This window comes from Oerskovia enterophila (assembly GCF_044748475.1).
GTDB classification, from domain to species: Bacteria; Actinomycetota; Actinomycetes; order Actinomycetales; family Cellulomonadaceae; genus Oerskovia; species Oerskovia enterophila.
The window spans coordinates 45,504-67,128 of sequence record NZ_JBIVFZ010000002.1; the positions used below are offsets into that span (position 1 = coordinate 45,504).

The 21,625-nt window shown below is 72.9% G+C and carries 14 protein-coding genes; 5 read left to right on the forward strand and 9 right to left on the reverse strand.

Translation table 11 applies throughout. The features are described 5' to 3' along the window. Positions 1 to 238 precede the first annotated feature (238 nt). Entirely contained in the window at positions 239 to 2,932 is a 2,694-nt protein-coding gene (gene adhE, locus ACIPWA_RS04950; RefSeq protein ID WP_068626309.1) for a bifunctional acetaldehyde-CoA/alcohol dehydrogenase, read from the reverse strand. 190 nt (positions 2,933 to 3,122) lie between these two features. Between adhE and ACIPWA_RS04955 the strand changes: the two genes are divergently transcribed. Next, positions 3,123 to 5,318, forward strand: a complete 2,196-nt coding sequence (locus tag ACIPWA_RS04955) for a prolyl oligopeptidase family serine peptidase (protein ID WP_400288525.1) — start codon at positions 3,123 to 3,125, stop codon at positions 5,316 to 5,318. 94 nt (positions 5,319 to 5,412) lie between these two features. Here ACIPWA_RS04955 and ACIPWA_RS04960 read toward each other — a convergent pair whose 3' ends face one another. The 3 genes from ACIPWA_RS04960 to ACIPWA_RS04970 form a co-directional block, all read right to left on the reverse strand. After that, positions 5,413 to 7,890 (reverse strand): glycoside hydrolase family 65 protein, encoded by a 2,478-nt coding sequence (locus ACIPWA_RS04960; protein WP_400288526.1) that lies wholly within the window; start codon positions 7,888 to 7,890, stop codon positions 5,413 to 5,415. Next, positions 7,890 to 8,630 (reverse strand): HAD family hydrolase, encoded by a 741-nt coding sequence (locus ACIPWA_RS04965; protein ID WP_400288527.1) that lies wholly within the window; start codon positions 8,628 to 8,630, stop codon positions 7,890 to 7,892. Before ACIPWA_RS04965 ends, ACIPWA_RS04960 begins: the two co-directional genes overlap by 1 nt. A 165-nt stretch (positions 8,631 to 8,795) precedes the next feature. Then, entirely contained in the window at positions 8,796 to 9,860 is a 1,065-nt protein-coding gene (locus ACIPWA_RS04970) for a uroporphyrinogen decarboxylase/cobalamine-independent methonine synthase family protein (RefSeq protein WP_400288528.1), read from the reverse strand. Between the two features lie 215 nt (positions 9,861 to 10,075). Between ACIPWA_RS04970 and ACIPWA_RS04975 the strand changes: the two genes are divergently transcribed. After that, a complete protein-coding gene (locus tag ACIPWA_RS04975; RefSeq protein WP_400288530.1) occupies positions 10,076 to 10,609 on the forward strand; it encodes an ester cyclase in 534 nt (177 codons plus the stop codon). A 34-nt stretch (positions 10,610 to 10,643) separates the two neighbouring features. Here ACIPWA_RS04975 and mnmA read toward each other — a convergent pair whose 3' ends face one another. Together mnmA and ACIPWA_RS04985 are read right to left on the reverse strand one after the other, a co-directional pair. After that, complete coding sequence (gene mnmA, locus ACIPWA_RS04980; protein ID WP_400288532.1) at positions 10,644 to 11,882, reverse strand: tRNA 2-thiouridine(34) synthase MnmA; 1,239 nt, start codon at positions 11,880 to 11,882, stop codon at positions 10,644 to 10,646. After that, positions 11,879 to 13,141 carry a cysteine desulfurase family protein gene (locus tag ACIPWA_RS04985; RefSeq protein WP_400288533.1) on the reverse strand — a complete coding sequence of 421 codons (1,263 nt, stop codon included), beginning with the start codon at positions 13,139 to 13,141 and terminating at the stop codon, positions 11,879 to 11,881. The genes mnmA and ACIPWA_RS04985 overlap by 4 nt, the downstream gene beginning before the upstream one ends. Before the next feature lie 235 nt (positions 13,142 to 13,376). On the opposite strand from ACIPWA_RS04985, the gene ACIPWA_RS04990 reads away from it, so the two are divergent. Next, the gene (locus ACIPWA_RS04990; RefSeq protein WP_400288534.1) at positions 13,377 to 14,462 is read left to right on the forward strand and encodes a phosphotransferase; all 1,086 of its coding nucleotides are present in this window, start codon (positions 13,377 to 13,379) and stop codon (positions 14,460 to 14,462) included. Between the two features lie 119 nt (positions 14,463 to 14,581). Here the strand turns inward: ACIPWA_RS04990 and ACIPWA_RS04995 are convergent, their stop codons facing one another. Continuing rightward, complete coding sequence (locus ACIPWA_RS04995; protein WP_400288536.1) at positions 14,582 to 15,559, reverse strand: electron transfer flavoprotein subunit alpha/FixB family protein; 978 nt, start codon at positions 15,557 to 15,559, stop codon at positions 14,582 to 14,584. An 11-nt stretch (positions 15,560 to 15,570) separates the two neighbouring features. Further along, positions 15,571 to 16,380 carry an electron transfer flavoprotein subunit beta/FixA family protein gene (locus ACIPWA_RS05000; protein WP_056763925.1) on the reverse strand — a complete coding sequence of 270 codons (810 nt, stop codon included), beginning with the start codon at positions 16,378 to 16,380 and terminating at the stop codon, positions 15,571 to 15,573. A 178-nt stretch (positions 16,381 to 16,558) separates the two neighbouring features. On the opposite strand from ACIPWA_RS05000, the gene glgX reads away from it, so the two are divergent. Next, positions 16,559 to 18,913: a glycogen debranching protein GlgX gene (gene glgX, locus ACIPWA_RS05005; RefSeq protein WP_400288540.1), complete on the forward strand. Its 2,355-nt coding sequence runs from the start codon at positions 16,559 to 16,561 to the stop codon at positions 18,911 to 18,913. Between the two features lie 103 nt (positions 18,914 to 19,016). Further along, positions 19,017 to 20,777 carry an FAD-binding dehydrogenase gene (locus tag ACIPWA_RS05010; RefSeq protein WP_400288542.1) on the forward strand — a complete coding sequence of 587 codons (1,761 nt, stop codon included), beginning with the start codon at positions 19,017 to 19,019 and terminating at the stop codon, positions 20,775 to 20,777. 49 nt (positions 20,778 to 20,826) lie between these two features. Here the strand turns inward: ACIPWA_RS05010 and ACIPWA_RS05015 are convergent, their stop codons facing one another. Beyond that, complete coding sequence (locus tag ACIPWA_RS05015) at positions 20,827 to 21,591, reverse strand: hypothetical protein (RefSeq protein WP_400288543.1); 765 nt, start codon at positions 21,589 to 21,591, stop codon at positions 20,827 to 20,829. Between the last annotated feature and the right edge of the window lie 34 nt (positions 21,592 to 21,625).

Consider the following 21,625-nt stretch of genomic DNA (forward strand, 5'->3'; position numbering starts at 1 on the left):
CCTCCCGGGCGCGGGAGCCGCGGAGGGCACCCGGCGCCGTCGGGCCCACCACGCAGAGCAGCGCCCCGCGCTGGAGGACGCGGGGCGCTGCGTGCGGGACAGAGGCCAAGGGGGGAAGCCTCGGTCCCGGGTGGGTGGCGCCACCCGGCAGGACGCGCCACCCGACCGTGACCCGTACCGCTCGGGTCGACGTCGGGCTACCGGCGTCCGGGCTGCTCCCCGGACGCCGGTGCCCAGATCACTCCGAGGTCTCGGCGGCCGCGGCGAGCGCGAGCGCCTCCTCGGTGGCCTTGCGCTCGGCACGGACCTCTTCGCGGCTCGTGCCGTAGTAGGCCGCGACCATGATGTCCTTCATGTCCTCGAGCATCGGCAGGCGAGGGTTGGCCGGGGCGCACTGGTCCTCGTAGGCCCGCATCGCCAGGGCGTCGAGCCCCCCGATGAACTCGCGCTCCGAGACACCCTGCTCCTTGAACGAGTGCTCGATCCCGACCTTGGCCCGCAGCTCCTCCACGGCCCGGGCGTACGACTCGACGGCCTGCTCGGGCGTCGAGGCCGGCAGCCCCAGGTGCTTGGCGATCTGCTGGTAGCGCTCGTGCGCGATGTACTTCTCGGCCTTGGGCCAGCCCGTGACCTTGGTCGGGATCTGCCCGTTGTAGCGGATCGCGTGCGGCAGGAAGATCGCGTTCGTGCGGCCGTGGACCAGGCCGAACGACGAGCCGACCGTGTGGGCCATCGCGTGGACGATCCCGAGGAACGCGCTGCCGAACGCCATGCCGGCGATCGTGGCCGCGTTGTGCATCTTCTCGCGGGCCTCGGGGGCGGCCGCCCCCTGCGTGACCGAGGCCTCGATGTGCTCGAAGACCAGCTTGATCGCGTGCAGCGCCAGGCCGTCCGTGAAGTCGTTCGCGTAGACCGACACGTAGGCCTCGGTCGCGTGCGTCAGGGCGTCGAAGCCCGAGTCGGCCGCGAGCTTGGCCGGCATGGTCGCGGTCAGGACCGGGTCGATGATCGCGACCGACGGGGTCAGCGCGTAGTCGGCGAGGGGGTACTTGTACCCGGTCGCGTGGTCCGTGATGACCGCGAACGGCGTGACCTCCGAGCCCGTGCCCGACGAGGTCGGGATGCAGACCAGCTTGGCCAGGTCACCGAGCGTGGGGAACTTGAACGCGCGCTTGCGGACGTCGAAGAACTTCTCGCGCAGGTCCGAGAACGCCATCTCCGGGTGCTCGTACTTGAGCCACATGACCTTGGCCGCGTCCATGGGCGACCCGCCGCCGATCGCGACGATCGTGTCGGGCTTGAAGTCGCGCATCATCTCCGCGCCCTTCTCGACCGTCTCGACGCTCGGCTCGGGCTCGACCTGGTCCATGATCTGGATCGAGACCTTGTTGGGGCGGCGACCCAGGACGTCGAGGACCTTGTCCACGATCCCGATCTGGCTCATGACCTTGTCCGTGACGATGGTGACGCGCTCGACGTCGGGCATCTGGGCCAGGTACTGGATCGAGTTCGGCTCGAAGTAGGTCTTCGGCGGGATCTTGAACCACTGCATGTTGTTGTTCCGGCGTCCGATCCGCTTGACGTTGATGAGGTTGACCGCCGACACGTTGTTCGACACCGAGTTGTGCCCGTACGAGCCGCACCCGAGGGTCAGCGACGGGATCAGCGCGTTGTAGATGTCGCCGATGCCGCCGAGGGCCGACGGCTGGTTCCACAGGATGCGGACGGCCTTGACGCGCTGGCCGAACTCCTCCGCGATGTCCTTGTCCTCGGTGTGGATCGCACCCGAGTGACCCAGGCCGTCGAACTCGACCATCTGCTCGGCGAGCGAGATGCCGTGGTCGGTCGACTGGGCGCGCAGCACCGCGAGGACGGGGCTGAGCTTCTCGCGCGTCAGGGGCTCGGCGGGGCCGACCTCGGCGCACTCGGCGAGGATGATCGAGGTGCCGTCCGGGACGGTGAAGCCGGCCTGCTCGGCGATCCACTGGGGGCTCTTGCCCACGATCGAGGCGTTGAGCTTGGCTCCCGCGCAGTTCGCGCCGCCGGCCTCGACGCCGAAGATGAAGCGCTCGAGCTTGGCCTTCTCCTCGGGGGTCGCGAGGTAGGCGTGCATGTGGGCGAACTCGGCCAGGGCCTCGTCGTAGATCTCGGTGTCCAGGATGACGGCCTGCTCCGAGGCGCACACCATGCCGTTGTCGAAGCCCTTGGACAGGACCACGTCGTTGACCGCGCGGCCGAGCTTGGCGCTCTTCTCGATGTAGGCCGGGACGTTGCCCGCGCCGACGCCCAGGGCGGGCTTGCCCGCCGAGTAGGCCGCGCGGACCATCGCGTTGCCGCCCGTGGCGAGGATGAGCGAGACGCCGTCGTTGTTCATGAGGGCCGAGGTGGCCTCGAGCGAGGGCTGCTCGACCCACTGGATGCAGTCCACGGGGGCGCCCTCGGCGACCGCGGCGTCCCGCACGATGCGGGCTGCGGCGACCGAGCACTTCTGGGCGCTGGGGTGGAACGCGAAGATGATGGGGTTGCGCGTCTTGAGCGCGATGAGGGCCTTGAAGATCGCGGTCGAGGTCGGGTTCGTCACCGGGGTGATGCCCGCGACCACGCCGACCGGCTCGGCGATCTCGACGATGCCCGTGAGGTCGTCGCGGCCGATCACGCCGACCGTCTTGAGGTTGGCCATCGAGTTCGGCACATGCTCGCACGCGAAGATGTTCTTGGTGGCCTTGTCCTCGAAGACTCCGCGCCCGGTCTCCTCGACCGCGAGCTGCGCGAGGCGGCCGTGCTCGTGGAGGGCCGCGACGGACGCCTTCTTCACGATGCGGTCGATGTCCTCCTGGGTGAAGGCGTCGTACTGCTTGAGCGCCTTGAGGCCCCGGTCGACGAGGGCGTCGATCTCGGTGACTCCGGCGAGGGCCTTGCTCGTGCTGCTCACGTTGGTAGCTCCTCCAGTGACCCGAGCGGCCGGGTCTGCGTGGTGTCTTTCCCTTGCTTGTGAATACTTTCACAAGGTACGGATAGATGCAAGAGCGCCCCGCGGATGTGTCGTGGACCACAGCCGACCGTCCGCTCTCGGGGCGGCCGGGCCGGGACGACCCGTCGGGCCGGTCGCCTAGGGTGTTCGCATGAGTGCTGAGAACGCCGTGACCGACACGCCCACCGCACAGCCGACCACGCCGCACGACCCGTACCTGTGGCTCGAGGAGGTCGAGGGCCGCGAGGCCATGACCTGGGTCCAGGGCCGCAACGCCGAGACCGCCGCGACCATCGAGGCCACGACCGAGTTCGCCGCGACCGAGCAGGCGATCCGCGAGGTCCTCGACTCCGACGACAAGATCCCCGACGTGTCCCGGATCGGCGAGCACTACTACAACTTCTGGCGCGACGCGCAGCACGAGCGAGGCGTCTGGCGCCGCACGACGCTCGACTCCTACCGCACCGACCACCCCGCGTGGGAGCTCGTGCTCGACCTCGACGCGCTGGGCGAGGCCGAGGACCAGAGCTGGGTCTGGCACGGCGCGAGCGTGCTGCGGCCCGAGCCCGGCCAGGAGTGGCGCCACGCCCTGATCGACCTGTCCCCCGGCGGCTCCGACGCCGACGTCACGCGCGAGTTCGACCTCGTGACCAAGACCTTCGTCTCCCCCGAGGACGGCGGGTTCCTGCGCGAGGAGTCCAAGGGCGGGCTCGGCTGGATCGACGCGGACACGGTCTACGTCTACACCGACTTCGGCCCCGGCTCCATGACCCCGTCGGGATACCCGCGGATCATCAAGCGCTGGCACCGCGGCACGCCCGTGACCGAGGCCACCGTCGTGCACGAGGGCGAGCCCGAGGACATGTACATCATGGGCTGGCGCACGCACTCCCCCGGCTTCGAGCGCGACTTCGTGGGCCGCTCGATCGCCTTCTACGACAGCGAGACGTACCTCGTCCAGGACGCGGGCACCCCTGACGAGAAGCTCGTCAAGATCGACGTCCCGCGCTCGGCCGAGGTCGGCGTCAAGCGCGAGTGGATGCTCGTCGAGCTCCGCGACGACTGGACGGTCGACGGCGCCACCTACCTGGCCGGCTCGCTGCTCGCGACGCGCTTCGAGGACTTCCTCGCAGGGGCACGCGGCTTCACGGTCCTGTTCGAGCCCACGCCCTCCACGTCGCTCGCAGGCGCCACGTGGACCGCGCACCACCTCGTGGTCAACGTCCTCGAGGACGTCAAGAACCGCCTGCACGTGCTGACCCCGCCGCCTCCCGCCGAGGGCCCGGACGTCCCCTGGGCTCGCAGCGAGCTGCCGGGCCTGCCCACGATCGGCACCGTCGTCGTGGGCGCGGTCGACTCCGAGGAGAGCGACGACGTCTGGCTCGTCACGACCGACTACCTCACGCCCTCGACGCTCTCGCTCCTGAGCGTGGGTGCGGGCACCGCCCCCGAGGTCCTCAAGTCGAGCCCGGCGTTCTTCGACGCGCAGGGCCTGGTCATCGACCAGCACTTCGCGGTGTCCGACGACGGCACGCGCGTCCCGTACTTCGTCGTCGGGCGCGAGGACCTCGTCCGGCCCGGGGTCGGTGCAGGCTCGAGCGACGCCCCCGAGGCCGCTGACGGGGCGACCGCCGCGACCGGCCCACGCCCGGGCGCGGCCCCCACGCTGCTCTACGGGTACGGCGGCTTCGAGGTCTCCCTGACCCCGGGCTACTCCGGGACGCTGGGCCGCGCCTGGCTCGCGGACGGCGGCGTCTACGTCGTCGCGAACATCCGCGGCGGCGGCGAGTACGGACCGGCCTGGCACCAGGCGGCCCTCAAGGCCAAGCGCCACAAGGCGTACGAGGACTTCGCGGCCGTCGCGCGCGACCTCGTCGCCCGCGGGATCACGACCCCCGAGCACCTGGGCTTGGAAGGACGCAGCAACGGGGGGCTCCTGGCGGGCAACATGCTCACGCAGTACCCCGAGCTCTTCGGCGCCGTGATCGTGGGCGTCCCGCTGCTCGACATGCTGCGCTACACGCACCTGCTCGCGGGCGCGTCCTGGGCCGCCGAGTACGGTGACCCCGACGACCCCGCGCAGTGGGAGTTCATCAGGACGTTCTCGCCGTACCACCTGTTCGACGCCGAGCGCGAGTACCCGCCCGTGCTCTTCACGACGTCGACCAAGGACGACCGCGTGCACCCCGGGCACGCGCGCAAGCTCGCCGCGAAGATGCTCGCGGCCGGCAAGGACGTGACGTACTACGAGAACGTCGAGGGCGGGCACGGCGGCGCGGCCAACAACGCGCAGGCCGCGCACATGGCCGCGATCCACTACCGCTTCCTGCGGGAGCAGCTCGGCTGACGTACGAGCACCGACGCCGAGAGGGCGGGTCCAGGTGGACCCGCCCTCTCGGCGTCTGCGGTCGGTCGGTGACGGCCGCGCCGGCCGACCCGTGCTACGAGTGCGGCACCTGGGCCGTGATGAGCGTCCCGTCCTCGCGGCGGTTGCCCGTCAGGTCGCGCAGGCTCGGGGTGCCGTGGAGCACGGGCCCCTGGCCGTCGAGCGCGACCGTGACGGTCTCGCCCGCACCGACGTGCACGGCCTCGCCCCGCACGAGCACGTCCGCTCCCTCACCCGTCTCGCACACGAGCTCGATCGCGTCGACCGTGACCGTGACCTTGAGCCGGGAGCCGCGCAGCGTGACCCGGAACGTCAGGGACTCCCACTCCTGGGGCAGGCGCGGGTCGAAGCTGATGCGCCCGCAGTCGTCGCGCATCCCGCCGAACCCGAACGCGAGCGCCGACCAGGTGCCGCCCGCCGAGGCGACGTGCACGCCGTCGGCCGCGTTCGCGTGCCGGTTCTCGAGGTCGACGAGCAGCGACGACGTGAAGTACTCGAGCGCGAGCTCGTGGTACCCGACCTCGGCCGCGATGATCGACTGGACGACACCCGACAAGGTCGAGTCGCCCGTGGTCAACGGGTCGTAGTACTCGAAGTCGGCGAGCTTCTCCTCGGGCGTGAACTCGGCCCCCTGGAGGAACAGCGCGAGCACCACGTCGGCCTGCTTGAGGACCTGGTAGCGGTAGATCACGAGCGGGTGGTAGTGCAGCAGCAGCGGTCGCTTGTCCGCCGGGGTGCCCGCGAGGTCCCAGATCTCCCGCTCGAGGAAGTGCGAGTCCTGCGGGTGGATGCCCAGGTGCTCGGCGAACGGGATCGACATGTGCTTGGCGGCCCGCTCCCACTCGGCGGTCTCCTCCTCGCTCACCCCGAGCCGGATCGCCAGCGCCTGGTACTCGTGCGGGGCGTCGCGCCGCATGGTCTCGAGCGTCTCCGCGGCGACCCGCAGGTTGAAGCGGGCCATGACGTTGGTGAAGAGGTTGTCGTTGACGACCGTCGTGTACTCGTCGGGTCCCGTGACCCCGTGGATGTGGAAGTAGTCGTCGCCGTTGACCCGCCAGAACCCCAGGTCGGCCCACATGCGCGCGGTCTCGACGAGGATGTCGACGCCCTCGCGCTCGAGGAAGTCGAGGTCGCCCGAGGCCCGCACGTACTGCATGACGGCATAGGTCACGTCGGCGTCGATGTGGTACTGCGCGGTGCCCGCGGCGTAGTACGCCGAGGCCTCCTCGCCGTTGATCGTGCGCCACGGGAACAGCGCGCCCTGCTGCGAGAGCTGGCCCGCGCGACGGCGGGCGGCGTCGAGCATCTGGTAGCGGAAGCGCAGCGCGTTGCGCGCGTACCGCGGGCTCGTGTACGTCAGGAACGGGAGCACGTAGATCTCGGTGTCCCAGAAGTAGTGCCCGCCGTACCCGGAGCCCGTGAGCCCCTTGGCGGGCACGCCGTTGCCCTCGGCGCGGGCCGTGGCCTGGGCGAGCTGGTAGATGTTCCAGCGCACGGCCTGCTGCACCTCGGGCTGCCCGGGGATCTCGACGTCCGAGCGCGCCCAGAACTCGTCGAGCCACTCACGCTGCTCGGCGTGCTGGAACGCGATGCCCTCCTCGCGCACGCGGTCGAGCGTGCGACGGCAGCGGTCGATGAGCTCGATCGCTGGCACGCCACGCGACGTGTGGTAGGCCACGGTCTTGGTCAGACGCACGGGCTTGCCCGGCTCGGCCTGGATCCGGTAGACGTGCTTGGCCAGGTCCTCGTCCACCTGGGTGCGCACGTCGTAGGTGTTCTCGGTCACCAGGTCGTCGTCCGCGGCGACCGCGAGCGTCATGCCCGAGTTTGTGCAGCGGTAGGAGAGCACGAGCCGCTGGTCGTCGCCCCACTGCGCCTGCGGCTGGAGCACGCGCTCGGTGAACTGGTTGGCCTTGCGCGGGTCGAAGCCCTGCCCCATCGCGGCCGAGGGGACGTGGTACTCGTCCTGCCCGTCCTGGCGGTTGAGGATCTGCGACGAGATCGCGATGGGCGCCGGGTCGTCGAGCATGGTGACCTCGAACGTGAGCACGGCCAGGTGCCGCTCGACGAACGAGACCATGCGCTCGGACTTCACGAGCACGCGCTTGCCCGACGGCGTGCGCCACAGGAGCTCGCGGCGCAGCACGCCGTCGGCCATGTCGAGCGAACGGTCGTAGGTGATCAGGTCCGCGACGGGAAGCAGGAGCGGCTCGTCGTCGACGTAGAGGCGGATGATCTTGACGTCGGGGACGTTGACGATCGTCTGCCCGACCTCGGCGAACCCGTAGGCCTCCTCGGCGTGGTGGATGCGCCAGGTCTCGTGGAAACCGTTGATGAAGGTCCCCTGCGTGTGGGACTCGCGGCCCTCCTCGACGTTCCCGCGCATGCCGAGGTACCCGTTGGCGACCGAGAACAGCGTCTCGGTCACCCCGAGGTCGTGCGCGGCGTACCGGCTCTCGGTGAGCTTCCACGGGTCGGCCGGGAAACGGCTGCGGTCGATCGTGCCGTCGAAGCCGTGCTCGAACCCGCCCATCAGCGGACCTCCTCGCGGGCCGGGCGGTCGAGGACCGTCGCGTCGAGCTCGCCCAGGTCGCTCACGACCAGGTCCGCGCCGTGCTCGGTCAGGGCGTCGGCCCCGACCCCACGGTCCACGCCGAGCACGAGGCCGAAGTCGCCCGCCGCCCCGGCCTGGACGCCCGAGATCGCGTCCTCGACGACGACCGCCGCGGTCGTGGGCACGCCCAGCAGCTCGGCCGCGTACTCGTAGGTCGCGGGCGACGGCTTGCCGTCGAGGCCGTGCGCGGCCGCGACCGTGCCGTCGACGACGACCTCGAAACGGTCCGCGATGCCGGCCGCGGCCAGGACCGACGGCGCGTTGCGCGAGGACGAGACCACCGCGACCTGGGCCCCGGCGGCCGTCACGGCGTCGAGGAAGGCGATCGAGCCGGGGTACGGGGAGATGCCCTCCTCGACGAACATGCGGTTCACGATCTCGTTCTTCTTGTTGCCCAGCGCGCACACCGTGCCCTCGCCGGGCGCGTCGTCGATCGTGCCCCAGGGCAGCTCGATCCCGCGCGAGGCGAGGAAGGTCGCGACCCCGTCGAAGCGCGGCTTGCCGTCGATGTGCGCGAAGTAGTCCGCCGACGTGTACGGCGCGACCCGCCGCTCGACGCACAGGGGCGCGAACAAGCGCTCCCAGGCGCGCATGTGGACCTCGGCCGTCGGGGTCAGGACCCCGTCGAGGTCGAAGAGGACGGCGTGCAGAGCGGGCATCGCGCTCCTTCGGGAGAGTGGACGGACGAGGGAGCGCCGCGAGTTCGGCACCACTCTCCGAGCCTACGCACCGCGGGCCGTCACGGCGAAAACGAATCGGCGCAGCGGACGAACGGCAGCCCGGCTGCCGAACCCGTCGTCCGGGCCACGGCAGGCCCGCGCCGCTCAGTCCTGTGCCCGCTCCGCGAGCATCTCCGCGACCCGCCCCAGGTTCCCGAGCATCGCGCGGTTCTCGTCGGTGCTCCCGAGCCGGCTCCCCGACCCCAGCCCCACGCCCCCGGCGCGGGGCGCTGCAAGGAGCGTGACGTCGTCGAGCCCCGAGGCCGGGAGACCGATCCGGCGCCACGGGACCGTCACGAGCGACGCGAGCTCGCCGAGGTTCGGTCCCGAGCACTGCGAGACCTTCGCGGGCGGCAGGCCCGCCCAGACCCCGGTGCCGCGCTCGACCGCGCGCGCGACCAGCTCCCAGCCCTTCTCGTCCCAGCCCGGGCCGCGCGCGGCGAGGTCGAGACCCACGGCGTCGGCGCCTGCGAGCACCACGGGCGCGATGCCCACCCAGGCGGGCCCCACGTGCACGACGCTGCGCGCCCCCCAGCCGCGCACGGCGTCCAGGACCCCGGTGAGGCCCTCGACGATGTCCGGTCCTTCGACCGCACGCAGGCGCGAGTACCCCGAGAAGGTCGGCAGCACGCCCGCGTTGATCTGCCCCAGGAGCGGCTCGGACACCTGTACCACGAGCTCGGCGCCGGGCACCTGACGCTGCACCTCGTCGAGGTGCGCGCGCAGCCCGACGGCGAGCGAGCCCGCCAGGTCGGCCGCCGCACCGCGGTCCGAGAGCACGCGGTCGCCCCGCGCGAGGTAGAGCTCGGCCGCGAGCGTCCACGGCCCGACGACCGACACCGCGAGCGGTCCCGAGTACCCGTGGCCCGCGATCGCGAGCGCGCCGAGGTCCTCGCGCAGGAACGCCTGCGCACGCCGCTCGTCCATGCCGGGCCGGTCGGCGAGCTTCCAGCCGTGCGGGCCGATCTCGACGGGCAGGTCGGCGAGCAGTGTCGCGGTGCGCCCTACGCCGTCGGCCCCCGGCCCCCGCTGGGGCAGGCGCACGAGGAACGGGACGGGCGCGACCCCCGTGGGCACCTCGGCGAGGTCCCCGAAGATCATCTGCTGCGCCTCGAGCACGTCGGTGCCCTCACCGCCCGGCCACGGTCCGTGCCCGCTGACTGACGTCATGACGTGAGCTCCTTGCTGTGGTGTGTCGTGCTGAGAACTGCTCTGCCGGCCGCGCCGCACGGCCCGCCGGGGCGTGTCACGGGGATCTCACCCGCGCATCACCCGCACGAACCCTTGCGGCAGCCCTCTCTCCGAGTGAAGGGTGATGAGTATGCACCACAGACCGTGACGACGCGGTGGCCGTTGGACGACCCCGCCGGACGAACGAGGCGGACATGAGAAGCAACCACGAGGCGGAGCCCTCGGTCGGCACGGCCCACGAGGCCACCGCGACCAACAAGGCCACCGCGATCGCCGTGCACACCCAGGCGATCCCGGGGAACCACGCGCAGGCCCTGGCGGCGCTGGTCGCCGCCGACTTCCACAACCACGACCCGGCCCCCGGGTCCTCGGGCGGGCTCGAGGGGCTCGTCGCGACCATGCACTGGTTCTCCGACGCGTTCTCCGACCAGCACGTCGAGGTCCTGCACGCCGTGGCCGAGGGCGACCTGGTCGCGCTGCACGTCGCGTTCAGCGCCCGGCACACCGGCTACTTCCGGGGCCTGGCCCCCACGGGCCGTCACTTCACGGTCCGCGAGATGCACATGCTGCGGTTCGCGGACGGCCGTGAGGCCGAGCACTGGGCGGTGCGCGACGACGCGTGGCTCGTGCGCGAACTGAGCGAGCACCCCGTGGTACCCACGAGCGCGGTCCTCGCCGCGACCCAGCCGGGCGCGGCCGTGGGGAGCGTCGTGCCCGTCGCGGTCTGAGAGGTCCGCACCGCACCGCCGAGCCACGCCGGGCTCAGCCCGCGAGGCTCGTGGCGCGCGCGGCCCGGTAGGCCCGCTGCACGGTCGACTGCCCGATCACGCGCGTGCCCTGGTACACCACGAGCGACTGCCCCGCGGCCACGCCGCGCAGCGTCTCGCCCGTGAGCTCGACCTCCATGCCTGCGCCCTGCGCGGACGCCGCACCGCTCGGGTCCTCGGGCGCTCCCGCCCCAGGCCCGACGACGGCGCGCACCCGCGCCGGTACCGGTACCCCGTGGGCACGCACCTGCACGGTCGCCTCGAACCAGTCCGACGCCGCGGACGTCGACGCGTCCCAGCCCGCGGCCGCGAGGACGTCGTCCGCGAGCCACACCGACCGGTCCCCCACGATCCGGTCGACCGTGAGCAGCTCGGCGGGCCCCACGACGACGCGGTTGGAGACCGGCTCGACCTCGAGCACGTAGCGCGGCTTGCCGTCGGCTGCCGGACGGCCCAGGGCCAGGCCCTTGCGCTGGCCGACCGTGAACGCGTACGCGCCCTCGTGCTCGCCCAGGACCTCGCCCTCGGTGTCGACGATCTCGCCCGTGCGCGCGCCCAGGCGGGACTTCAGGAATCCCTGGGTGTCGCCGTCGGACACGAAGCAGATGTCGTACGAGTCGGGCTTGTTCGAGACCGACAGCCCGCGCCGCTCGGCCTCCTCGCGCACCTCGTCCTTGGTCGCGAAGCCACCCAGCGGGAAGATCGAGCGGGCCAGCCGCTCGGGCCCCATGACCGCGAGGACGTACGACTGGTCCTTGGCCTCGTTGGGCGAGCGGTGCAGCTCGCGGACCGTCCGGGTCACGGGCTCGCCGTCGGGACCGGGCTCCGTGACCTCGCGCGTGAGGACCTGCGCGTAGTGCCCCGTCGCGACCGCGTCGAACCCGAGCGCGGTCGCCTTGTCGAGCAGCGCCTCGAACTTGATGTGCTCGTTGCAGCGCACGCACGGGTTGGGCGTGCGACCGGCCTCGTACTCGGACAGGAAGTCCGCGACGACCGTGTCCTCGAAGCGCTCCGAGAGGTCCCACACGTAGTACGGGATGCCCAGGACGTCGGCCGCACGCCGCGCGTCGCCCGCGTCCTCGATCGAGCAGCAGCCGCGCGACCCGGCGCGGAACTGCTCGCGGTTGCGGGACAGCGCCATGTGCACGCCGACCACCTCGTGGCCGGCCTCGACGGCCAGTGCCGCCGCGACGGCGGAGTCCACCCCGCCGGACATCGCTGCCAGGACTCTCATGCAGGCCTCCTCGTGGTGCTCGTGGTGGTGCTCCGGCCTGCGCCCGCCGAGGACGCGAGACCTGCGGCCTGCGCGCGCGCCACGACCTGTGGCAACGCGTCCAGGAGCCGTTGCACGTCGGCGTGCGTCGACGTCGCGCCGAGCGAGAACCGCAGCGCACCGCGCGCGTCCTCCTCGGGCACGCCCATCGCGAGCAGGACGTGCGAGGGCTGCGGGACCCCGGCCTGGCACGCCGACCCCGTCGACGTCTGCACACCCGCCGAGTCCAGCAGGTACAGCAGCGAGTCGCCCTCGCAGCCGGGGAACGTGAAGTGGGCGTTGCCGGGCAGGCGCCGCGACGGGTCGACCAGGGGGTCCGGCCCGCGCAGGACCGCGTCGGGGACGGCCGCGCGCACGCCGCGCACCAGCTCGTCGCGCAGCCCGGCCAGGTGCTCGGCCCGCTCGGCGCGCGCCCCGACCGCCTCGGTCACCGCGACCGCGAACGACCGGATGGCAGGGGTGTCGAGCGTGCCCGACCGCACGCCCCGCTCCTGCCCGCCGCCGTGCAGCACGGGCGTGAGCGGCAGGCCACGCTTGGCGAGCAGTGCCCCCACGCCCACCGGGCCGCCGAGCTTGTGGCCCGTGAGGGTCAGGGCGTCGAGCCCGCTCGCGGCGAAGTCGACCGGAACCTGGCCCACGGCCTGCACCGCGTCGGAGTGCACGGGGATCCCGTAGGGGCGCGCGATCTGCACGACCTCCTGGACGGGCTGGATCGTCCCGACCTCGTTGTTGGCCCACATGACCGAGATGAGCGCGACCTCGTCCCCCTTGGTCGCGAGCTCGGCCCGCAGGGCGTCCAGGTCGAGGCGTCCCTCGTCGTCGACGGGCAGCAGCACGATCTCCGCGCCCGTGTGCTCGGCCATCCAGAACGCCGGGTCGAGCACCGCGTGGTGCTCGACCGCCGAGACGAGGATGCGCCGCCGTCGGGGCTCGGTCGTGCGACGCCCCCAGAACAGGCCCTTGACCGCGAGGTTGTCCGACTCGGTGCCGCCCGCGGTGAAGATCACCTCGCTGGGGCGCGCGCCGAGCGCCGCTGCCACGGCCTCGCGCGACTCCTCGACGACACGGCGCGCAGCCCGGCCCGCCGAGTGCAGCGAGGACGGGTTGCCGGTCGCCGTCAGCTCCGCGACGAACGCCTCGATCGCCGCCGGCGACATGGGGGTCGTCGCGGCGTGGTCGAGGTACGCGCCGGCGCCGGGCGCGGTAGGGGTGGAGGTCATGGGGCGATCACAGTCGTCCAGTCTACGAAGGGTTCCTGGGGCTCGCTGTCACGGGGCTCGTGGAGCCACCGGCCGACCCGTGGGATCGCGCTGGACAGCCCAGGAAAACGCGATATCTTGACAGATGCCCGATCGTTCTCGGATCCAGGTCCCCGGCTCGTCCCACGCCGCAGACCGCCCCCGGGTACGCCTTCGCGCGGTTCCCCCCTCAGACTCCCCTCCTCACCCTGTGAGAGTGTCACGCCCCATGCCCGACGACGTCGCGACCACCGCCGTGGTCCGCTCACCGGAGGACCCGCGCGCCCACGCGAGCGACCGGCTGCGCTGGGCGCAGCTCCCCGCCGAGCTGCGCGACGAGATCGAGGCGACCATGAACGCCCGGGTCGTGGAGGAGATCAGCGTCGTGAGCGGGTTCAGCCCGGGCATGGGCTCGCTCGTGCGTCTCTCGACGGGCGACCAGGTCTTCCTCAAGGCCGCCCGCACGCTCGACGCGCCCGAGTGCGCGGACCTGCACCGGGCCGAGGCCAAGATCTCGGTGCGCCTGCCCGCGGCCGTCCCCATGCCGCGCTTCCTGTGGGGCCACGGGGACGGTGACTGGATCGTGCTCGCGTACGAGGCGATCGACGGCTACCCGCCCCGCGTCCCGTGGGACCCCGCGGTGCTCGGTCGCGTGCTGGACACGCTCGACGACCTCGCGCGCGTCCCCGGCGCGCGCCAGATCCCCCTGCCGCCCGCGGGTCCCCAGCTCGCGTCGGCCACGATCGGCTGGGGCCGGGTCCAGCGCGAGCCGTACCCGCACCTCGAGCACGTCTCGCCCTGGGCGGCACAGCACCTCGACCGGCTCGTCGAGACCGAGCTGGGCGTGCTCGTCGCGTGCGAGGGCGAGTCGATCGTGCACGGCGACATGCGGGCCCAGAACCTCGCCGTGACCGACGACCACGTCTACGTCCTCGACTGGCCCCACGCCATGCGCGGGGCGGGCTGGCTCGACCTCGCGCACCTGCTCGTCACGGTCGGCGCCCAGGGCGTCGAGGGCGTGTTCGAGCCCGTCGACGTCAAGATCCCGTGCGACGGCGGGCCGCCCGTCGTGCACTGGGACGACGCCGAGCGCGCCGGGGCCTGGCTCACGGCCGTGTTCGACGACCACCCCCTGGGTGCCGAGGTGCACCCCGAGGACCTGCGCTCGATCGTCGGCGGGTACGCAGGATTCTCCCTGGACACCGCGCGCCGCCCCGCTCCCCCGGGCAGGCCGTGGCTCCCGGAGAGGGCCCTGGGCCAGGCGCTCGCAGGCCTCGCCTGGCTCGAGCACATGGGACTCTGAGCCGCTCCTGGGGCCTTGCTCCGCCGTCGGGCCCGGGTGACGCAGCCCGCAGCGCTCCCCGGACGCGCGGACGCCCCGGCAGGCGAGCCTGCCGGGGCGTCCGTGGTCCGTGCGAGCGGTCAGCCCTTGTGCTCCCGGATGACCTTCGCCGCCTGCGGCAGGACCTCCGCCAGGTCGCCGACGACCGCGAAGTCGGCGATCTCGAACAGCGGGCAGTCCGAGTCGTTGTTGACCGCGACGATGACCTGCGACGCCTGCATGCCACCGCGGTGGTGCGGCGCCCCCGAGATGCCCGCACCGATGTACAGGCGCGGCGCGATCGTCACGCCGGTCTGGCCGATGAACGTGTCGAACCAGCCCTCGTAGACCGCGTCGCGGGTAGCGCCCACGGCCGCGCCGAGCGCGTCCGCGAGCTCCTCGACCGGGGCGAAGTCACCGTCGGTGCCGCGCCCGCCCGCCACGACCGTGGCGGCCTCTGCGAGGCTCGGACGCCCGCCCTCGACGACCGGCTTCTCCTCGCGCGAGACGACCGTGACCCGCGTGGCCGAGGCCGGGACCTCGACGGGGAACCCGATGACCTCGGTCGCGACCGAGGCCTCGGCAGGCTCCGGCACGACCGAGTTGGCGCGGACCGTGAAGACCGCGACGTCCGTCGAGACCTCGCACGAGGTGTCCCACGAGCCCGCGAAGACCCGCTTGTGGCCCACGGCCTTGCCGTCCTCGGCACTGACCGCGGCCGCGTCGATCACGAGGCCTGCGCCGAGCTCGTACGAGAGGCGGGCAGCCGCCTCCTTGTTGGGAAACGTCGCCGAGAGCAGCACGACGTCGGCGTTCGCGCGGCGCACCGCGGTCGCAAGCGTCTGCGAGACGACGGCCGTCAGGTGCTCGGCGCCGGGGCTCAGGGACGTGGGCAGCTCGGCCTGGAGAACCGTGTCGACGCCGTAGGCGCCGAGCTGGGCAAGCGTCGTGACGCTCGGGCTGCCGAGCGTCACGGCCTTGGGGCGCCCGAGGCTGCGGGCGATGGTGAGGAGCTCGAGGGCCGCGGAGCGCAGCTGCGTCTCCGGGGAGTCGAGCAGGACGAGGACGTTGGTGGTCACGGTGTTCCCTCTCAGACCAGCTCGTTGCGGATGAGGAACTCGGCCAGCGCCCGGCCGCCCTCGCCCTTGTCGACGACGACCTCGACCTCGGGGCGCGGCGGGCGGGGCGTGGCGCTGAGGACGTGCGTGCGCGCACCGGCGTCGCCCACCGTGGCGGGGTCGACGCCCAGGTCCGCGAGGTCCCAGACCTCGATCGGCTGCGTGCGCGCGGCCATGATGAGCTTGAAGTTCGGGAAGCGCGGCCAGTTCGCGTGGTCCGTCACGGAGACCACGGCGGGCAGCGGCGCCGAGAGCACCTCGAGCGCGTCGTCGAGCTCGCGCGTGACCTGGGCGGTCCGCGCCTGGGCGTCGACCTCGAGCTTGCCCGCGAGCGTGAGCTGCGGCAGGTCGAGCTCGGCGGCGAGCAGCACCGGGACGACGGACCCCAGCCCGTCGAGCGCGGCCATGCCCGTGACGACCAGGTCGACCGGGCCCTCCTCCTCGAGCTTGCGGATCGCGGCGGCCAGGGTGCTGACCGTCCCGAAGTAGTCCGAGCCCGCGAGCGCCTCGTCGCTCACGCGCACCCCGCGTCCGACGCCCATCTGGTACGCCTTGCGGATCGCGGTGTCGGCCTCGGGGCCGGCCATGGTCAGGACGACGACCTCGGAGGACGCCTGCTCGTCCTCGGGCAGCGACTCGACGATCTTCAGGGCTGCCTCGATCGCGTTCTCGTCGAGCTCGTTGAGCGTCCCCTCCTCCGACGAGCGCACGACGCGGCCCTCGTCGAATCGACGGTCGGCGTGGATATCGGGAACATACTTGACGGCGACGACGATCCTCATCGTGATGAGCTCCGTGGGTGGGCGACGGTGGACCCGGGACGAACCCGCACGCCAGGCCCCTTGCGAGGACGCGGCACAGTCGAAACCCTACCGGGCAGCGCGCCGCGGCCGGGTGAGATCTTGCGCACGACCAGGTGCTGAGCACGAACCGTCCACGAGCGGGCGTCACAATGGAGGGGTGCAAGCGCTTGCCCCCACCCCCCGCCCCCGCCCCTCGCACGGTCCGGTCGCGCCGCTCGGCGTGCACCTCGCCGGAGACGGCGTCGACGTCGCCGTGCTCGCGTCGCACGCGAGCGCCGTCGACCTGTGCCTGCTCGACGTCTCCCCCGACGGCGAGATCCACGAGAGGCGCGTCGCGCTCGACGGGCCGAGCTACGGCGTCTGGCACGCTCGCGTGCCCGGGGTGCGCGAGGGCCAGCGCTACGGGTTCCGCACGCACGGCCCCTGGGACCCCGCGGCGGGGTTCCGGTACAACCCCGCGAAGCTGCTCCTCGACCCGTACGCTCGCGGGCTCGTGGGCGAGCTCGACGAGGACCCTGCGACGCGTGGGCACGTGACCGAGCGCGACGCGTCGGGCGCGCTCGTCGGCGACCCGGAGGGCCCGGCCGACCCGCGAGACTCCGCGGCCCACGTGCCGCACTCGGTCGTCGTGGCCCCGCGCACGAACCACCCGCCCGTGCGCCGTCCGCAGGTCCCCTGGGCCGACACCGTGCTGTACGAGGCGCACGTGCGCGGCCTGACCATGCAGCTCGAGGCCGTGCCCGAGCCCCTGCGCGGCACGTACGCGGGGCTCGCGCACCCCGCCACGATCGCGCACCTCAAGGACCTGGGTGTCACGACGATCGAGCTCCTGCCGATCCACGCGTTCCTGTCCGAGCCGCACCTCGTGGCCAAGGGCCTCACCAACTACTGGGGCTACTCGACCGCAGGGTTCTTCGCGCCGCACGCGCCCTACGCGACGCGCGACGCGCAGGAGGCCGGGCCGGGCGCCGTGGTCGACGAGGTCCGTGGCATGGTCCACCTGCTGCACGAGGCCGGGATCGAGGTCGTGCTCGACGTGGTGCACAACCACACGTGCGAGGGCGGGGTCGACGGGCCCCACCTGTCGTGGCGCGGCCTCGACAACCCCGTCCACTACCTGCACGACGGCGCGACCCCGGCCCGGCTGGCGGACGTCACCGGGACCGGCAACAGCCTCGACTTCCGGCGCGCCCGCGTGGTCCAGGCGACGCTCGACTCGCTGCGGTACTGGGCGCAGGAGATCGGGGTCGACGGCTTCCGGTTCGACCTCGCGGTGACCCTGGGCCGGGGGCCCGGTGGGTTCGACCCCGACCACCCGTTCCTCGTCGCGCTCCAGACCGACCCCGTGCTGAACGGGCTCAAGCTGATCGCCGAGCCGTGGGACGTGGGCCCGGGCGGCTGGCGGACCGGGCAGTTCCCGGCCCCCCTGGCCGAGTGGAACGACCGCTTCCGCGGGGCCGTGCGCCAGTTCTGGCTCGCCGACCCCCGCGAGGCCTCGCACGGGCGCCTCGGCCAGGGCGTGCGCGAGCTCGCGACCCGCCTGGCAGGGTCCGCGGACCTGTTCGGGCACAGCGACCCGCCGCTGATGCGCGGACCGGTGGCATCGATCAACTTCGTGACGGCCCACGACGGCTTCACGCTCGCCGACCTCGTCGCCTACGAGCACAAGCACAACGAGGCCAACGGCGAGGGCAACCGGGACGGCAGCGACGACAACCGGTCCTGGAACCACGGCATCGAAGGGCGGCTGTCGGACGAGGACGCCATGCTCCGAGGGCTCGAGCACGGAGGCTTCGAGCCCGGGCTCGTCATCGCTCCCCTGCGGCGGCGCTCGATCCGCAACCTCATGGCCACGCAGATCCTGGCGGCCGGCACGCCCATGCTCACGGCGGGCGACGAGATGGGCCGCACCCAGCGGGGCAACAACAACGCCTACTGCCAGGACGGGCCGCTGTCCTGGGTGAGCTGGGACCTGTCGCCCTGGCGCAAGGACCTGCTCGCGACCACGACCCACCTGCTGGAGCTGCGCCGAGAGCACGCCGCCCTGCGCAGCGACGCGTTCTTCCACGGCAGGCCGCGGCATGCCGCCGAGGATGCCGTGCCGGACCTCGCCTGGTTCGACGCGGCGGGGCACCCCCTCGACCACGACGCCTGGCACGACCCCGGCTTCCGGGTCCTGCAGATGCTGCGCACGGGCCCGGGCGAGGGGGACAAGGACGTGCTCGTCGTGGTCAACGGGGCGCTCGACACGGTCGAGGTCACGCCGGCCGCGGTGCCGGGTCGGAGCGAGGGCGGGGCCGCGGGCTGCGCCTGGGAGCTCGCGTGGGACTCCGACTGGGAGCATCCGACCGAGGGCGAGCACGTGGTCGACGGCCTCGAGGACAGCGGGGGCGGCGAGGGCAGCGAGGGCACGGCCTCCGCCGACCGGGCTCCGGCCGACCCGGCCGACTCGCCGTCCGTCCTGCTCGAGCCCCTCAGCATGCAGGTCTACGTCTCGGCCGAGCGCCCCTGAGGCCGCCGAGGTAGAGGGCTGGCATCGAGGTAGAGGTCCTGGGACCACTACCTCGACGCCAGCCCTCTACCTCGCGGAGGGACACGGGGTCTAGTCTCTGCGCATGAGTGACAACGACGTCAGCATCCCCGACCCGACCGCACCGCGTCCCGCCCCCGGGAGCGCTCCCAGTCCCGGAGCGACCGACTCTGCCGAGGTCATCGTCGTCGGCGCGGGCCTGTCCGGGCTGGTCGCCGCGACCGAGCTCACCGCGGCGGGCCGTCACGTGATCCTCCTCGACCAGGAGCCCGCCGCGAGCCTGGGCGGGCAGGCCTTCTGGTCCTTCGGCGGACTGTTCCTGGTCGACTCGCCCGAGCAGCGCCGCATGGGGGTCAAGGACACCCCCGAGCTCGCCCTCGACGACTGGCTCGGCTCGGCGCAGTTCGCACCGGGAGCCGCGGAGGGCACGGGGCCCGACCGCTGGGGCTACGCCTGGGCCAGGGGCTTCGTGGACTTCGCCGCGGGGGACATGCGCTCGTGGCTGCACGGCAAGGGCGTGCGCTGGTTCCCGCTCGTCCAGTGGGCCGAGCGCGGCGGCTACCCCGCGGGCGGGCACGGCAACAGCGTGCCGCGGTTCCACGTGACGTGGGGTACCGGGCCCGGCATCCTCGAGCCGTTCGTCCGCGCGGCCCTCGACGCCCGGGAGGCCGGGCTGCTCGACATCCGCTTCCGGCACCGCGTGACCGAGCTCGTGGTGACCGACGGCGCCGTCACCGGGGTCCGGGCCGAGATCCTGGCCGACGACCCGGTCGAGCGCGGCGTGCCCTCGGTGCGCGACGTCGTGGGCGAGGTCGAGCTGTCGGCGAGCGCCGTCGTCGTCTCCTCCGGGGGGATCGGTGCGAATCACGACCTGGTCCGCGCGAACTGGCCCGCGGGTGCGGGCATCCTGCCCGAGCGCATGCTCTCGGGGGTCCCCGACTCGACCGACGGGCTCATGCTCGGCGTCACGCGCGCCGCCGGCGCGGCCCTGGTCCACGAGGACCGCATGTGGCACTACCCCGAGGGCATCGCGAACCACTCGCCCGTGTGGACCCGTCACGGCATCCGCATCCTGCCCGGACCCTCGTCGCTGTGGGTCGACGCGCACGGTCACCGGTTGCCCGCCCCGCTGTTCCCCGGGTTCGACGCGCTGGGCTCGCTCCAGCACGTCACGGGCCGCGCCGACGACCACTCCTGGTTCGTGCTCAACAAGGCGATCATGGAGAGCGAGTTCGCGCTCTCGGGCTCGGAGCAGAACCCCGACCTGACCGGCCGGAGCGTGCGGCTGCTGGCCCAGCGGGTGCTGCCCGGGGCGGTCGGGCCCGTGGCCCGGTTCGCGGCCGAGTCCCCCGAGTTCGTGTGGGGCGCGAACCCGACCGAGCTCGCCGCCGGGATGAACGCCCTGACCGACGCGACCCCTGGGTCGCAGGGGCACATCGACGCGACCGAGCTCGAGCGGCTGGTCCGGCTGCGCGACGACCAGGTGCGCTCGGGCCTCGGCAAGGACCACCAGGTCGTCGCGACCGCGATGGCCCGCAAGTTCTTCGTGGACCGGGTCATCCGCGTCTCCCCGCCGCGCCCGCTCACGACGCCCAAGGACGGGCCCATGCTCGCCGTGCGGCTCTCGGTCCTGACCCGCAAGACGCTCGGCGGCCTGCACACCGACACCGACGGTCGCGTGCTGCGCCCTGACGGCTCGGTGTTCGAGGGCCTGTACGCCGCAGGCGAGGCCGCGGGGTTCGGGGGCGGTGGCGTGCACGGCCACCGGGCGCTCGAGGGGACGTTCCTCGGTGGGTGCCTGTTCTCGGGACGGACGGTGGGGCGCGCGCTCGCGCGGAGCCTGTAGGTCCGGGGGGCTGGGCGGCAGCACGTCCGGGGACGGAGGACCGCGCTCGTCACCAGTCCGCGGGCATCTGCACCGGGTCGCCCGGGCTCACGCGCGACGCGCGCAGCCCGGGCACCTCGAGCAGCGCCGCGACGAGCTCCTCGCTGCCCCCGAGGTCGGTGGCCACGGTGTCGAGCTCGGTGCACACGAACCAGGACCGGTCCTGCGGCCACCACAGCGTGGGCGACTGGTGGAGCGACGCGAACGCGGCGGCCTGCGCGAGCGGCCCGTGCCACAGGTGGTAGGCGCGGTGCGGCAGCTCGAGCATCGGCGCCGCGGGGCGCTCGACCTGGTGCGCGGCCCGCAGCGCGCGCACCCGGGCCTCGGCCTGCGCCTGCGCGAGCGCGAACGAGGACCCCGGCGCGTCCCCCTCGCCCACGTCGTCGATCCCGAACGAGAGCAGGGCGAACGACGTCGAGTCCTCGGGCCGTGCCGCGGGGTCGTACAGCCACCCGTACCCGGTCCACAGCGCGAAGTGGCACAGCTGGTCGCCCGTGAACGGCGCGAGGGCGTCGATCAGCAGATCCATCTGCTCGGGTCCCGACTCGTCGCTCCGACCCAGGTAGAGCGACCCGATCCCTTCGTCCTCCTCGGCCCACGCGGGCACGTCGGGGATGCGCGCGTACGCGGCGTAGCCCGACGGGACGCACGACCCGACGGTCCCCCACTCCCCCAGCCGGGGTCGGATCCAGTCGCCGGCCGACGCGTCGTCGTCCCACGCGACCCCGCCGAAGGGCGGGGGGAGGTCGGGGAGGTGAGCGACGTCGTCGGGCATGAGGCGAACGTAGCCGCGGCGAGGCCGCCCGGCC